A 13962-nucleotide genomic window follows, 5' to 3' on the forward strand; every position below is an offset into this window, starting at 1 on the left:
GCCGTGGACAACTTCGCGCGCATGCAGTTCGACCTGCTGATGGCGACGGCCGCCGAGTCCTTCGCCGAACGCATCGTGCAACGCTGCGGCGGGGGAGACGCGGCCCTCGAACGGCTCGCCGCCGACCCCGACGGCGACGGAATCTGGTTGTCGCAGTTCGTCGACTCGGTGTTCGCCGACAACTGCCTCGATGACCCGGCCGGCTCCTGTTTCGTGCTCGAGGCGCTGAGCCGCCGGCCGGTCGAGATCAACCTGTCCGGCACCGTCGCCGACGTGCTGGCCACCGCGGCGCGGATGGCGTTCGCGGACCTGTTGCGAAACAAGGTGACCGAGGCCATGCACAAGGCACAGAGGTACGGCTGATGACCACACAGCAGGAACGTCCCACCACCCCGGCGGCCCACGACAAACAGGCTCCCGGCATGGAGGACCTGGCCCGGGCCGTCGACGATGCCGCCGCCAAGGTCGCCGACCTCCCACCCGAACACCGCGACGTCGCCGAACAGCTGCGCGGCGCTCTCGACAACCTGAACAAGGCCGCACTCACCACCATCGTGCGCGCGCTGCGCGACGACGACCGCGGCCGCGAATTGCTCTTCGACATCGTCGACGACCCGGTGGTGCGGCTGGCGCTGATGGTGCACGGCATCATCCGGCCCGACCCGCTCACCGCCGCGCGGCAGGCCGTGGTCGCGGTGGAACCGATGATCGGCGCCCACGGCGGCGGCGTCGAGGTCGTGCGGGTCGACGAGCGCGTCGCCTACGTCCGGCTGTCCGGGGCGTGCGACGGCTGCTCGATGTCGGAGCAGACCTTGCGGGACACGGTGACCGAGGCGATCGTGTCAGCGGTGCCCGCGATCGATGCGGTGGAACTCGTCGAGCCGGAACCGCAGACGCCGGCCGCGTTCATCCCGTTGGGGGACATCACCGTTCGTGCCTCGGACACCGGGTGGATCGACGCCGCGGCCGTCGGGGAGATCCCGCGCGGTGAGCTCGTCGCGCGGACCCTGACCGATCCGTATGGTGCCAGTGAGGACATCATCGTCGTGAACCTGGAGGGCACGCTCACCGCGTTCCTGAATGTCTGTGCCCATCAAGGACTTCCGCTCGACGACGCGCTCATCGACGAACGCGAGGGCACCCTGACCTGCCCGTGGCATGCATTGTGTTACGACGCGACCGACGGTGAGTGCATGAGCCTGCCGGGTGCCGCGCTCGAGCAGCGGCCGGTACGTGTGGACGGGGACCGGGTATGGGTGCGGCTACACGGGTGACCCGCACCGTCTCGGTGCGGGCGCAGCGTCCGGGTGCGACACCCTCCCCGGCCGCCGCAGCAGACGCGCGCGGGTGGCGGGCCGGCACCTGGCTGGGCGCACCCGCACCAGGCGGGCTCGCGTTGCCGTCCGCGACGCCCGCCGCCGACACTCTGTACGCTCCGCGCGGCGTCTGGTTCGACGACGACCTCCTCGTGGTCGCCGACACCGGCAACCACCGGGTGCTGATCTGGCACGGGCCGCCGACCGGCGATCACCGACCCGCCGACGTGCTGCTGGGGCAGTCGAGTTGGGCGGAGGACACCGCGAACGACGGTGGCACCGGCTCCGAGAACGGGCTGCAACTACCGACCGGGGTGCTCGTTCACTACGGCGCGCTCATCGTCTGCGACGCCTGGAATCACCGCATCCTGATCTGGCACGACATCCCCACCACCTCCCGGCCCGCCGACCTCGTTCTCGGACAGTCCGATCGGACCGGTGTCGAGCCCAACCGCGGCGGCGCTCCCGATGCCACCAGCTTCTACTGGCCGTTCGGGGTCGGGATCGTCGACGACGGGTTCTGGGTTGCCGACACCGGCAACCGCCGCGTCCTCGGCTGGCTCGACGGCATCCCCACCGGCCCCGACCAGCCCGCCGACGTCGTCCTCGGGCAGCCCGATGCTACAGCGCGCGAGGAGAACCGCGGAGGCCCCGCCGGACCGTGCTCCTTCCGCTGGCCACACGCCATCGCCGACCTCGCCGGCACTCTGCTCGTTGCCGACGCCGGTAACCACCGCATCCTCGGTTGGAGCACCCCTCTGCTCCCTGAGGAGCGAGCTTGCGAGCGTCGCGAAGGGACCGACGCCGACCTCGTCCTCGGGCAGCCCGACTTCCACACCGCCACCGAATTCCCCTACGCCCCGCAAACCGCGCACGGCCTGCGATTCCCCTACGCGCTCACCGTCGCCGGCGGCGAACTCGCGGTGGCCGACACCGCCAACAACCGCATCCTGCTGTGGGACCAACCCGGCTGGTCCGACGCCGCGCACGCGGGCGTCGTCGGCGACGCCGACGGGGTGCTCGCGCAGCCGAGCACGGCCGCCAACGGAGAGAACCGGTGGGACGCCGTCGACCGCGACACCCTCTGCTGGCCCTACGGCATCCACCGGCACGGCAACCGGATGGCCATCGCCGACTCCGGCAACAACCGCGTCGTCGTCTGGGAGCGAGGATGACCGTACGCATGCAGGTGGAGGTCACCGGCGTCGTCCAGGGCGTCGGTTTCCGGCCCGCGGTCGCCCGGATCGCCGCCCGACGCGGCCTGACCGGCAGCGTCAGCAACGAATCCGGGGTGGTACGTTGCGAATTCGAGGGCGCCGCCGACGCCGTGGCCGCCGCGATCGCCGAGGTCGGTGCAGGTCCGACCCCGCTGTCCCGGGTCGATGCCGTGGTCACCGCAGAACTCCAGTGCCGCAACGACTCCGGATTCGTGATCGCCACCAGCCGCGCGGGCGGCGCGGCGCGCACCATCATTCCGTCCGACGTCGCCACCTGCCCGAACTGTCTGGCCGAACTACACGACCCCGGCAACCGCCGGTACGGGCACCCGTTCATCACCTGCACCGACTGCGGCCCCCGCTACACCGTCATCACCGACCTGCCGTATGACCGTGACGCCACCACGATGGCCGCTTTCACCATGTGCGAGGCGTGCCGGCGCGAGTACACCGATCCCACCGATCGCCGCTACCACGCCGAGACGATCGCCTGTCCTGACTGCGGCCCACGCCTGGAGTTCCGCGGCATCGCCGGCCGCCCCGTCCCCGGCCACATGCCGGGCGACGACCCGATCACCGCCGCCGCCACCGCACTGTGCGCAGGGAAGATCGTGGCGATCAAGGGTATCGGCGGCTACCACCTGGCCTGCCGCGCCGACCTCGATGAACCCGTCGAACTCCTGCGCAGCCGGAAGGGCCGCCCGGACAAGCCGTTCGCCATCATGGTCGGCGGCCTCGACGAGGCCGCCCGGCTCGTCGAACTCGACCACGCCGCTCGCCAAGCCCTCGCCGCACCGACCGCGCCGGTCGTCATCGCACCGCGGAATGCCGGGAGCCGGGCCGCCGGGAGCCTGGCCGCCGATGCCGTCGCACCCCGCCTCGCCGACCTCGGGGTGATGATCGCCTACACCCCGATCCACCACCTGCTGTTCGACCGGCTCGGGCCCCTGCCCCTGGTGATGACATCGGCCAACACCAGCGGCTCACCGATCCTGTTCCGCGACAGTGACATCGACGATCGTCTCGACGGGATCGCGGACGCCGTGCTCACCCATGACCGGCGGATCGTCGTGCCCTGCGAGGATTCCGTCGTCCGAGTAGACGGGGACACTACAGACGGGGACACTACAGACGGGGACACTACAGACGGGGACACTGCCGACGGGGCCGCGATCATCCCGATCCGCCGATCCCGGGGCTATGCGCCCATGCCGGTCACCGGCGTCGCATCACCGGTCCCGCTCGTCGCCACCGGGGGCGACCTCAAGACGACGTTCTGCCTCCTCGGCCGCGACGGACACGCACACATGTCCTCGCACCTCGGCGATATGTCCGACCCGCGGACCCAGCGGTCGTTCACCGACGCCCTCGACCATCTGCAGCAGATGACGGCCGTCACCGCCGCTGCGATCGCCTGCGACATGCACCCGCGCTACGCCACCACCGCCTGGGCGCACCGCGCAGCCGGCGGACGCGAGGTCATCGAGGTCCAGCATCACCACGCGCATGCGGTGTCGCTGCTGGCCGAACACGGACTGCTCGGCACCCCCGCCGTGGTGCTGACCTTCGACGGCACCGGCTACGGCACCGATGGCGTCGTCTGGGGCGGCGAGTTCCTCGCCCTGGGCACCGACCCGAGCGTGTTCACCCGTGTCGCCCACCTGGCGGAATTCGCCCTACCCGGCGGCGAGAACGCGGTCCGCGAACCGTCCCGCATCGCCCTGGACCTGCTGTGGCGCAGCGGCATCGGTGGCCTCGACGACCTGCACCCCGCCACGACGGTCGGCGACCTGGGCCTGCGCATCATCGCCCAGCAACGCGCGAAAGGCCTCGGCTGCCCGACCACCACCAGCATGGGCCGCCTGTTCGACGGAGTATCGGCGCTGCTCGGGATCTGCGCACACGTCACCTACGAGGGGCAGGCCGCCATCGAACTCGAGGCCTGCGCCCGCCACGGTGTCCCCGACTCCGCAGCCCTCGACCGCATGGCCATCGACCAGGAACCGACCCCGGGCACCCTCGACCATCGCCACATCATCGCCCACCTGTCCGCCGGACTCCGCGCCGGCCGCGGCCGCGCCGACCTGGCGGCGACATTCCAGCAGTGGGTCATCGACGCATCGGTGCGTGTCGCCACCGACGCCGCCCACACACTGGGCATCAACACGGTCGGCCTGACCGGAGGCGTCTTCGCGAACACCGCCCTACGTCGTGGCATCGGCGCGACACTGGAACAACGGGGATTGTGGGTCCTCACTCATGCGACCGTGCCGCCGAACGACGGAGGTCTGGCACTCGGGCAGGCGTGTGTGGCCGCGGCCACCCTCGCCGCACGTGCCGAACGGCCGACCAGCCGAGGAGAGGAGTAGCCCATGTGTCTGGGAATTCCCGGGCGGGTGACGCACATCTGGGAGGAGGCGGGCACCCGGATGTCGACGGTGGACTTCTCCGGCGTCAGCAAGACCGTGTGCCTGGCCTATCTGCCCGACATGGAGGTCGGCGAATACACCATCGTGCACGCCGGTTTCGCCATCACCCGCCTCGACGAGGCCTCCGCGCAGGAGACGCTGCAGATGTTCGCCGACCTCGGCATCCTCGACGAGGAACTCGGGTCCGAGCCGCTCGAAGAGGGCCGATCGGCATGAAGTACCTCGACGAGTTCCGCGACCCGGTCGCCGCCCACGCTCTGGTGGAGCAGATCCGCGACCGCGCCACCCGGCAGTGGACCCTGATGGAAGTGTGTGGCGGACAGACCCATTCGATCATCCGCAACGGCATCGACCAGCTCCTCGACGGTGTCGTCGAGTTCATCCACGGCCCCGGCTGCCCGGTGTGCGTGACCCCGCTGGAGGTCATCGACCGGGCGTTGACGATCGCCGCCCGCGACGAGGTGATCTTCTGTTCCTTCGGCGACATGCTGCGCGTCCCCGGCAGCCGCGAGGACCTGTTCTCCGTGCGCGCCCGCGGCGGCGATGTGCGTGTGGTCTATTCGCCACTCGACGCGGTACGCATCGCCGCCGACAACCCCGACAAGGAGGTCGTCTTCTTCGGCGTCGGGTTCGAGACCACCGCCCCGGCCAACGCCATGTCGGTGCTGCACGCCCAACGACTCGGGCTGGTCAACTTCTCCATGCTGGTCTCCCACGTCCTGGTGCCGCCGGCGATGACCGCGATCCTGTCGTCACCGACCAACCGGGTGCAGGGTTTCCTCGCCGCCGGCCACGTGTGCTCGGTGATGGGCACCGACCAGTACGGCCCCCTTGTCGAGCGATACCGCGTGCCGATCGTCGTGACCGGATTCGAACCGCTCGATCTGCTCGAAGGGGTACGGCAGGCCGTCGACCTCCTGGAAACCGGCACCCCGGAACTGCGCAACGCCTACCCGCGTGCGGTGAGCGCGGCCGGGAACACCGTCGCCCAGCAGACCCTGGCCGATGTGTTCACCGTCGTCGACCGGCAGTGGCGGGGGATCGGGATGATCCCGCAATCCGGCTGGGCACTGTCCAAGAGGTACGCCGCCTTCGACGCCGAAATCCGATTCGGCGTCGGGCATCTCGAAGTATCCGAGTCGGCCGACTGTCACGCCGGTGAGGTCCTGCAGGGCATGCTGAAACCCAACGAGTGCCCCGCGTTCGGCAAGACCTGCACCCCGCGGAATCCGTTGGGCGCCACCATGGTGTCCAGCGAGGGTGCGTGCGCCGCCTACTATCACTTCCGCCGGCTCACCATCGGAGCCGGTCATGTCTGACCAGCCGACGATCGCCGACCCCGAATCCTGGTCCTGCCCGCTACCCTTGCGCGACACCGAACGGATCGTGCTCGGTCACGGCGGCGGTGGCGTGCTGTCGGAGGAACTGATCGAGAACCTCTTCGTCCCCGCGTTCGGTGGGCGGTCGGGCGCGGCGCGCGATTCGGTGTCACTCGCGGTCGACGCCGGCCGTATCGCATTCACCACCGATTCCTATGTGGTGCAGCCACTTTTCTTTCCCGGCGGGAGCATCGGAGAGCTCGCGGTCAACGGAACCGTCAACGACCTCGCCTGCAGCGGCGCGATGCCGTTGGCGCTCAGCGCCGGCTTCATCCTCGAGGAGGGTCTCGAGCTGTTGGTGCTCGGCCGGGTGGCGCAGACGATGGGTGCCGCCGCCAGGAAGGCCGGTGTGCGGATCGAGACCGGCGACACCAAGGTCGTCGAGCGCGGATCGGCCGACCAGCTGTTCATCAACACCTCCGGTATCGGAGTGATCCCCGACGGCGTCGACGTGCACCCCGAACGCATCCACCCCGGCGACCATGTGATCGTATCCGGGCCGGTCGGCGAACACGGCGTCGCGATCCTCAGTGTCCGGGAGGGCATCGACTTCGGCTCCACCGTCGAAACAGACAGCGCTGCACTGTGTTTCCTGGTACAGGACGCACTCGCCGCCGGTGACGTACACGCGCTGCGTGACCCGACCCGCGGCGGGGTGGTCGCCGCGGTCACCGAACTCGCCCGCGGCGCCGGGGTCGGGATCGAGCTCGACGAATCCGCCATCCCGGTGCCCGAGGCGGTGGCGTCGGCGTGTGGATTCCTCGGTCTCGACCCGCTGCAGATCGCCAACGAGGGCAAGATGATCGCCGTTGTCGCGCCGGAGCATTCCGACGCGGTGGTTGCCGCCATGCGTGCCCGCCCCGAAGGAGCCGGTGCGACGGTGATCGGCCGGGCCGTCGACGACCATCACGGCATGGTGGTGGGCCGCACCGCCTTCGGCACCACGCGGGTCATCGAACGGGACCTGGGGGAGCAGCTGCCGCGGATCTGCTGAGGGTCTATCGGTCCGGAGCGGTGAACACCTGGAACATGACCCGCCGACTCAGCTCGAAGCCCATCGCCTCGTAGAGCCGGATGGCTCCGACGTTGTCGCCCGCCGCGTGCAGGAACGGTGTCTCGCCGTGCCCCCGGATACCGTGTGCGACGGCCCGTACCAGCCGGCTGCCCAGACCCTGACCCCGAAAATCCGGGTCGGTGCAGACCGCGCTGATCTCGGTCCAGCCGGGCAGGCGAAGACGTTCCCCGGCCATCGCGATCAGCCGGCCGTCGCGCCGGATACCGAGGTAGGTGCCGAGCTCGATGGTGCGCGGCCGGAACGGGCCGGGTTCGGTGCGCCGCACCAGTTCCGTCATCTCGGGGACGTCGGCCGCGGTGAGCTCGATCGCCTCGTCGTCGGGTGCGGCGTCGACGGCACGGTCGACCATCTGGACACCGGGTATCGACATCACCACACCCCACCCGTCGGGCGGGGTGACGGCCACGACCGGCAGAAAGATCGAGTGGCCGGGCCCGACGAGCACGGCCGCCGCGGCCCAGTCCTCGGCGGTGGGATCGTCCGGCAACGCCGCCATCGGGCACACGTCGGGGTGGTAGCGCACCGCGTTGCCGCGGCCCTCGGCGAAGGAGGCGTGCGGACCGACCAGGGCCGCGAGGGCGGGATTGCCCAGGATGGCCTGGTCGGGTGCGGGCGACGTCGGGTCCGAGTCACCGATCATGCTGCTGACCACCCTGACGACGATATCGGTAGCGAATCGGACAAACGTTGCGTACCCGTCGTCGCAGGTCAAGGGATAGACCAACGTCCCTCGACAGAGCCGCATACCGAGTGCACGCTGGAATCACAGGGTTCTACCGGATGACGGGAGAAGGGGTTGCGGCGATGAGGTACGACGACCACATGTGGGGCAACAACTGGGGCTGGGGCGACTGGATCCTGATGACCGGCCTGATGGTGGTGTTCTGGGCAGTCGTGATCACCGCAATCGTCCTGGCCGTCCGCTATCTGACCGGTCCGCGCCACGCCGGAGGAGCCCAGCCGCCCGGCCCCCAGGCACCCGGCTCCCAGCCACCCCCCGGGCAGCCCCGGGCCGAGGAAGTGCTGTCCGAACGGTTCGCGCGCGGCGAGATCGACGAGGACGAGTACCGGCAGCGCATGACGGCGCTGCGGGAACACCGTTGACCGCGATGAGTTCGCACCGTCTGCGAACCATCCTGGCCATCGTGACCGCGGCGCTGGTGCTGGGTGTCGGCACCACCGCGGTCATCTACGCCGTCCGGCCCGACAACACGGCGCCGCAGACCTTCAACGGTCAATATCCGGGCGGAGCCTATGGTCCCGGCATGATGGGCCCGGGCCGGAATGGTTATCCCGACACGTCGTCGTCGTGCAGTGCCCCGGATCTGCCCGGCACCGTCGTCGATGTCACGCTCACCGACATGGGCGGCATGATGGGTCCGCGCGGCAACGGCGGCTACGGTCCGGCGCAGGGCCGGTTGGAGTGGCCGAACCTGGGCATCATGGGCCGGCCGGGCATGATGCGTATCGCCGTCGCGCCGGCCTCGGTGCCCGCCGGGGAGGTCAGCTTCCGTGTGCTCAATTCCGGTTGGCTGCCACACGAATTGGTGGTGCTTCCGCTCTCCGAGAACCAACAGCCCGGGCAGCGTACGGTCGGCTCCGACGGCAAGATCGACGAGGCCGGCAGTCTGGGCGAGGCATCGCTCAGCTGCGGCGCCGGCGAAGGGGACGGAATCGCGTCCGGATCGACCGGCTGGACCACGATCACCCTGCCGGCCGGACGCTACGAACTGGTCTGCAACATCGCGGGTCACTACGGCGCGGGTATGTACGCGGAGTTGGACGTGACCAACCCGTAGTCGGCGGTTACCGGGTCTGGACCGGCTGCTTTTTCCTTGGCCGGGACACGGCGTCAACGATCACTTCGGCATCGCCGCTCTTGTCGCTGACCGGGGCTTCGACTGCCCGCACGGCCTTCGCCGGCACGGCCTTCTGCGGGGCCGGGAGTGTCTCGACGGCCTCCATCAGCGTCGTCAACGCTGCCGGGAGCGCGTCGGCAAGGTCCCAGAGATTGTCGACGAGGTCGGGGCAGGTCATCAGGGAGATGTCGAAGGTGTCGACGTGGCTGTCGAGCGTGATGTTGAGGCCGGCACCGTGCGGGAAGAAGCCGAATCCGAACTGTCCGACCAACAGGGCTCCGGTGCAGTAGAGCGGTTCCCGTGACCCGGGGACGTTCGAGATCCCCAGATTGAACGGCATGGGCACGAAGTTGTTCATCCGGGTCAGGCCGACGAGAGCGGCGCCGATGCCGACCGCGATCGGCGGCAACAGGGAGGCGATCTTCTCGGTGAGGTCGGCGGGTGCTTCGCCGATCGCCTTCTTCTGCCGTTCCATGTCGGCGGCGACGAGCCGCAGAACCTCCAGCGGGTCGTCGAGATGCACCGGGAGGGCGGCCAGGACCGCCGTCACCTGGTTGCTGTCGGTGCTCTCGGTGGCGGCTCGGGTGGATACCGGTACACCGGCGATCACCGATTTGTCGGGCAGCTCGTCGCGCTGGGTCAACCAGTCGCGCAGCGCGATCGCGCATATTGCGAGGACGACGTCGTTGATCGTGGTCCCGGTGGCCTTGCTCACGCCGCGGACCGCGGCGAAGTCGAGGTGCGTATAGGCAAGGGAGCGGTTCGGGGAGATCGCCTGATTGAACGAGAGCCGCGGCACCGTGCGGACGGGGGCCGGGCCACTGCCGATGAAGGCCTTCACGACTCGGGGTAGCAGCCCCAGAATGTCGCGTTCGACGCTGATGAGGGTTCGGGCCGTACCGACGGTATCGCCGATACCGCGTCGCAGCATCTCCCACGCCGACGGTACCGAGTCCGGGGGCCAGATCGCCGGTGGCCCGATCTCGACGTCGTCGGGGTCGAGGCTGTTGAGGGTCTGGGTGATGGCGACTCCGGTCGCACCGTCGACCGCGGCGTGGTGCATCTTCAGCGCGTGGGCAACGCGCCCACCTTCGAGTCCGGTGAGCACGTGGAGTTCCCACTGTGGCCGGTTCCGGTCGAGGCCGCGTTCACTGATGTCGGTCAAGGCGGCGGTGAGCTCCATGCGTCCGCCCGGGGCCTCGATCTGCCGGGAGAAGACATGCGCATCGATGTCGAAGTCGGGGTCGTCGATCCAGTAGGGAAGGGTGAACGATCCGGGAACGTTGACGAGCCGCCGGTGGAACGCCGGGATCTTGTCGAGCTTGCTGAGGAGCAGTCGCTTGGCGTGGTCTTCGTCGAAATCGTGCGGACTCGTCGACGGGTCGTAGATCGATACCGCGACGACGTGAGCATGGACCTCGTGGGTCTCCATCCCGAGAAATGCGGCGTCGATGCCACCGAGCCTGCGCATAATACCTCTCCCAATCACCACAACTGATCGGCGGGGCGATCGAGTGGACTAGAACTGAAACTGACGTTAGATTTAGTATTGCATAGCCGTCCCGCTCATGTCACCCCCCGCCCGCCACGGGCGAGTGTGATGTGCATCGGCGGACTGCACAGACGAAAAGGAGCGACAGTGTCCCAACCGACCAGTCCCAACAAGCCCGACGGTGCCCGTACCCCAACGCTGTGGGAGGCCCGCCGGGAACTGCGGGCACCCCTCGAGCTCGCCACATCAGTTGTGCAGACCCGGTTCCTGCGCGGCTGGCCTCGCGGTGACGGCCACCCCGTCGTCGTCGTGCCGGGGTTCATGGCCGGTCCCGAGTCCACCGCCTTTCTGCGGCGACACCTGCGTCGACTCAACTATCGGGTGTACGACTGGCAACTCGGCCGGAACCGTGCGATCACACCCGCGCGGACTGCGGCCCTCGGGAGGTTCATGGCCGACCTGCACGAACGCTACGGGCAACGGGTGAGCGTCATCGGCTGGAGCGCCGGCGGCGTCTACGCCCGGGAGATGGGCCACACCTTCCCCGACCACACCCGTATGGTCATCACTCTCGCGAGTCCGTTCAACGAGCACCTGCCGACGACACCGGCCTGGAAGTTGTACCAGCTGGTCAATCGAGGCGCGACCTTCGAAGAGCTCTTCACGGAGGAGGCGGTGCAGCGTCGGGCCGAACCGCTGCCGGTACCCACGACCAGCGTCTACTCGCGCTCCGACGGGGTCGTCGCCTGGCAGTCATGCGTGTCCGCGCCCGCGCCTCTCAACGAGAGCGTCGAGGTCACCGGTACGCATATGGGCATGATTCATCACATCGACACACTGCGTGTCGTCGCCGACCGCCTCGCCCAGCGCGAAGGCGACTGGGCGCCGTACCGCTGACGCACCGCGGCGCACCGCTGGTGCGGTAACGAAAGAGTTTGGGACGCCGGGTCTGAACCCGGCGTCCCAAACCGTCAGTAACAGCGTGGGATCACACGCGCTCTGCGACCTGATCGCTCAGGTGGCTACCGGGTGTTCCGGGCCGGTCCCGCCGGGTCTCGTCGGTGAATCGACCGTTGACCTCGGCCAATCGCGGCAAGGTGTCGCCGACCGGGAATGCCTTGCCGTCGAATGCCTGGCACCGTGCCAGCACCGCTGCGGCTCCCTGACGATCGATCCAATGGAACGGCCCGCCGAGTGCGCGCGGGAACCCGATCCCGAGCACTGCCGCGAGATCACCGTCGTCGGGGTGGCACAGGGTCGCGTCGTCCCAGCAGAGCAGAGACTCGGTGACGAACGCGAGCAGCAGTCGTTCCCCGGCGACACCCGCAGGAACCGAGGCACCGGCCGGTGCCGCGACCGCGACGACGTCCGGGTTGATTCCGGCCCGTCGGCCATCCTGGTAGCTGTAGAAGCCCTGGCCGAACCGCTTGCCGCGCACGCCCGCCTCGAGTAGCCGGTTGGCGAGGTCCTTGATGGCCGGTACGTCGACTCGGTCGGTCAACACGCGTTCGGCGACCTGGACGATGCTGGCGTCCATCACCAGCTGCAGCGTCACCTCGTCAGACGCCTGCAGGGGGCCGACGGGGAAACCGACCTCGCGTGCCTCCTTCTCGATCAGCGCCGGATCGGCACCGTCGGCGAGCAGGCGCAGACCCTCGAGCAGCCAACGTGCGTACACGCGTGAGGTGAAGAAGCCGGGATAGTCGGCCACCACCACCGGAAGCTTGCCGAGCGCCCGGGCGATCGCACCGGCGCGGTCGACCGAGGCCGCGGCGGTGCCGTCGTGCGGCACGAGCTCGACGAGCGGCATCTTCTCGACCGGCGAGAAGAAGTGCGTCCCGAGGAAGCGTTCGGGACGCGACACCGAGTCGGCGAGACCGGCAATCGGGATGGCCGAGGTGTTCGTGGTGATGAGGGTGTCCGGCCCCACCTGCGCATCCACCTGGGCGAGTGTGTCGCGCTTGAGTTCGGGCGATTCGAACACCGCCTCCACAACCGCGTCCGCATCGGCGAACCCGGCCCAGTCGGTGGTGCCCGACCATGCGGCGCGCGTGTCGTCCGAGCCGGCCTTCGCGGCGCGGTCGCGCGCCTCGGCGATGCGGCCTTCGTCGATGTCGCGGACGATGGCGTTGATGCCGTGGCTGACCGCCGTCGCGGCGATGCCGGCGCCCATCTGTCCGGCACCGACCACGGCCATCGTGGTGGGGCGCAGCGACGTGCCACGGAAACGACGCTTGGCGTCGGTCTCCACGTGGAACATGTGGATCAGCGCCGCACTCTCGTCTCCGCGCAACAGCCGAAGGAAGGATTCGCGTTCGGCGGCCAGACCCGCGGACCGACCGACGGTGAGGCCCGTGCTGACAAGGTGCACCAGGGCGGCGGCAGCACCCGCGCTCGGTGGCCGCCGCACGGCCGCGGCAGCCGCCTCGACCTCGGTCGCCACCTTCGGATCCGGAGTGGGGTGCGGCCGGGGGGTGGTCTGTCCGGTGCTCGCGATCTCGATCGCGGTCGCGAGCAGGCTGTCCGCATCGACGATGTCGTCGGCGAGTCCCGCCGCGACCGCCTTCTCGGCCGACAGCGTACGGCCCGCGACCATCATCTCGATGGCGACGGTGGGTTCGACCCGTCGCAGGATCAATTGCGTACCACCGCCACCCGGGATCAGCCCGAGAGTGGACTCCGGCAGACCGAGACGAGCCGACGGCGTGACGAGGATGGTGCTCGCCCCTAGTGCGATCTCGAGTGCACCGCCGAGCGCGTACCCGTCGATGGCGGCCACGATCGGCTTGGGGGAGTCGGCCATCCGCTCCATCAGGGCATGTGTACGGACCAGGAAGTCCGTCGTACCGGGATCATTCGCCAACTCAGGCAGCGATTTCAGATCGGCGCCGGCGCCGAAAGCGCCGGGCTTCCCCGAGGTGAGCACGATGCCGCGGACGTCGTCATCGGTCAGCATCGTGTCGAGAATTGCCGCGAGTTCGTCGATCACGGATGCGTCGACGACGTTCATCGTCCGGTCGGGAACGTCGAGACGCAGCACGGCCACGCCATCCTGCCGGGTCACGGCGAAATTGCGGTTCTGGGTGTGCATAGGATTTTCTCCTCAGTGGGGGGACTGTGTACTGGATCCGTTGAAGCTCAGCTGAATTCCGCACGCACCGACTCGGTGTGTGCACCGAGCTCCGGCCCGGGGGT

General features: G+C 69.1%; 13 protein-coding genes. 10 read left to right on the forward strand and 3 right to left on the reverse strand.

The features are described 5' to 3' along the window. Positions 1-3 precede the first annotated feature (3 nt). From GORHZ_RS17110 to hypE, 7 genes are read left to right on the forward strand one after another with little or no spacing between them, the layout of a single operon-like run. Entirely contained in the window at positions 4-363 is a 360-nt protein-coding gene (locus GORHZ_RS17110; RefSeq protein ID WP_006335054.1) for a hypothetical protein, read from the forward strand. Further along, positions 363-1274 carry a NifU family protein gene (locus tag GORHZ_RS17115; RefSeq protein WP_006335062.1) on the forward strand — a complete coding sequence of 304 codons (912 nt, stop codon included), beginning with the start codon at positions 363-365 and terminating at the stop codon, positions 1272-1274. The genes GORHZ_RS17110 and GORHZ_RS17115 overlap by 1 nt, the downstream gene beginning before the upstream one ends. Continuing rightward, complete coding sequence (locus GORHZ_RS17120) at positions 1253-2491, forward strand: NHL repeat-containing protein (RefSeq protein WP_040532340.1); 1239 nt, start codon at positions 1253-1255, stop codon at positions 2489-2491. Before GORHZ_RS17115 ends, GORHZ_RS17120 begins: the two co-directional genes overlap by 22 nt. Beyond that, a complete protein-coding gene (gene hypF, locus GORHZ_RS17125) occupies positions 2488-4902 on the forward strand; it encodes a carbamoyltransferase HypF (RefSeq protein ID WP_006335068.1) in 2415 nt (804 codons plus the stop codon). Before GORHZ_RS17120 ends, hypF begins: the two co-directional genes overlap by 4 nt. Positions 4903-4905: 3 nt before the next feature. Next, positions 4906-5178, forward strand: a complete 273-nt coding sequence (locus tag GORHZ_RS17130) for a HypC/HybG/HupF family hydrogenase formation chaperone (protein ID WP_006335075.1) — start codon at positions 4906-4908, stop codon at positions 5176-5178. Continuing rightward, entirely contained in the window at positions 5175-6281 is a 1107-nt protein-coding gene (gene hypD, locus GORHZ_RS17135) for a hydrogenase formation protein HypD (RefSeq protein WP_006335076.1), read from the forward strand. The genes GORHZ_RS17130 and hypD overlap by 4 nt, the downstream gene beginning before the upstream one ends. Then, positions 6274-7335, forward strand: coding sequence for a hydrogenase expression/formation protein HypE (hypE, locus tag GORHZ_RS17140; protein WP_006335077.1), 1062 nt, complete (start codon positions 6274-6276; stop codon positions 7333-7335). The genes hypD and hypE overlap by 8 nt, the downstream gene beginning before the upstream one ends. A 4-nt stretch (positions 7336-7339) precedes the next feature. Here hypE and GORHZ_RS17145 read toward each other — a convergent pair whose 3' ends face one another. Beyond that, positions 7340-8056, reverse strand: coding sequence for a GNAT family N-acetyltransferase (locus tag GORHZ_RS17145; RefSeq protein WP_006335078.1), 717 nt, complete (start codon positions 8054-8056; stop codon positions 7340-7342). 164 nt (positions 8057-8220) lie between these two features. Between GORHZ_RS17145 and GORHZ_RS17150 the strand changes: the two genes are divergently transcribed. Further along, complete coding sequence (locus tag GORHZ_RS17150; protein ID WP_006335086.1) at positions 8221-8520, forward strand: SHOCT domain-containing protein; 300 nt, start codon at positions 8221-8223, stop codon at positions 8518-8520. Positions 8521-8525: 5 nt separating this feature from the next. Further along, positions 8526-9215, forward strand: coding sequence for a sulfocyanin-like copper-binding protein (locus tag GORHZ_RS17155; RefSeq protein WP_006335087.1), 690 nt, complete (start codon positions 8526-8528; stop codon positions 9213-9215). A 7-nt stretch (positions 9216-9222) separates the two neighbouring features. Here the strand turns inward: GORHZ_RS17155 and GORHZ_RS17160 are convergent, their stop codons facing one another. Then, the gene (locus tag GORHZ_RS17160) at positions 9223-10746 is read right to left on the reverse strand and encodes a wax ester/triacylglycerol synthase family O-acyltransferase (RefSeq protein ID WP_006335089.1); all 1524 of its coding nucleotides are present in this window, start codon (positions 10744-10746) and stop codon (positions 9223-9225) included. A 168-nt stretch (positions 10747-10914) separates the two neighbouring features. Between GORHZ_RS17160 and GORHZ_RS17165 the strand changes: the two genes are divergently transcribed. Continuing rightward, complete coding sequence (locus tag GORHZ_RS17165) at positions 10915-11664, forward strand: esterase/lipase family protein (RefSeq protein ID WP_006335091.1); 750 nt, start codon at positions 10915-10917, stop codon at positions 11662-11664. A 91-nt stretch (positions 11665-11755) separates the two neighbouring features. On the opposite strand, the gene GORHZ_RS17170 is transcribed toward GORHZ_RS17165, so the two are convergent. Beyond that, positions 11756-13858 carry a 3-hydroxyacyl-CoA dehydrogenase NAD-binding domain-containing protein gene (locus tag GORHZ_RS17170; protein ID WP_006335093.1) on the reverse strand — a complete coding sequence of 701 codons (2103 nt, stop codon included), beginning with the start codon at positions 13856-13858 and terminating at the stop codon, positions 11756-11758. Positions 13859-13962 lie beyond the last annotated feature (104 nt).

The sequence above is a fragment of the Gordonia rhizosphera NBRC 16068 genome (assembly GCF_000298195.1).
Classification (GTDB): Bacteria; Actinomycetota; Actinomycetes; order Mycobacteriales; family Mycobacteriaceae; genus Gordonia; species Gordonia rhizosphera.

Excerpts from the sequence above, each read along its gene's own strand:
- GORHZ_RS17115 (WP_006335062.1), top strand. The coding sequence starts at position 363 with ATGACCACACAGCAGGAACGTCCCACCACCCCGGCGGCCCACGACAAA.
- GORHZ_RS17120 (WP_040532340.1), top strand. The coding sequence starts at position 1,253 with ATGGGTGCGGCTACACGGGTGACCCGCACCGTCTCGGTGCGGGCGCAG.
- hypF (WP_006335068.1), top strand. The coding sequence starts at position 2,488 with ATGACCGTACGCATGCAGGTGGAGGTCACCGGCGTCGTCCAGGGCGTC.
- GORHZ_RS17130 (WP_006335075.1), top strand. The coding sequence starts at position 4,906 with ATGTGTCTGGGAATTCCCGGGCGGGTGACGCACATCTGGGAGGAGGCG.
- hypD (WP_006335076.1), top strand. The coding sequence starts at position 5,175 with ATGAAGTACCTCGACGAGTTCCGCGACCCGGTCGCCGCCCACGCTCTG.
- hypE (WP_006335077.1), top strand. The coding sequence starts at position 6,274 with ATGTCTGACCAGCCGACGATCGCCGACCCCGAATCCTGGTCCTGCCCG.
- GORHZ_RS17145 (WP_006335078.1), bottom strand. The coding sequence starts at position 8,056 with ATGATCGGTGACTCGGACCCGACGTCGCCCGCACCCGACCAGGCCATC.
- GORHZ_RS17150 (WP_006335086.1), top strand. The coding sequence starts at position 8,221 with ATGAGGTACGACGACCACATGTGGGGCAACAACTGGGGCTGGGGCGAC.
- GORHZ_RS17155 (WP_006335087.1), top strand. The coding sequence starts at position 8,526 with ATGAGTTCGCACCGTCTGCGAACCATCCTGGCCATCGTGACCGCGGCG.
- GORHZ_RS17160 (WP_006335089.1), bottom strand. The coding sequence starts at position 10,746 with ATGCGCAGGCTCGGTGGCATCGACGCCGCATTTCTCGGGATGGAGACC.
- GORHZ_RS17170 (WP_006335093.1), bottom strand. The coding sequence starts at position 13,858 with ATGCACACCCAGAACCGCAATTTCGCCGTGACCCGGCAGGATGGCGTG.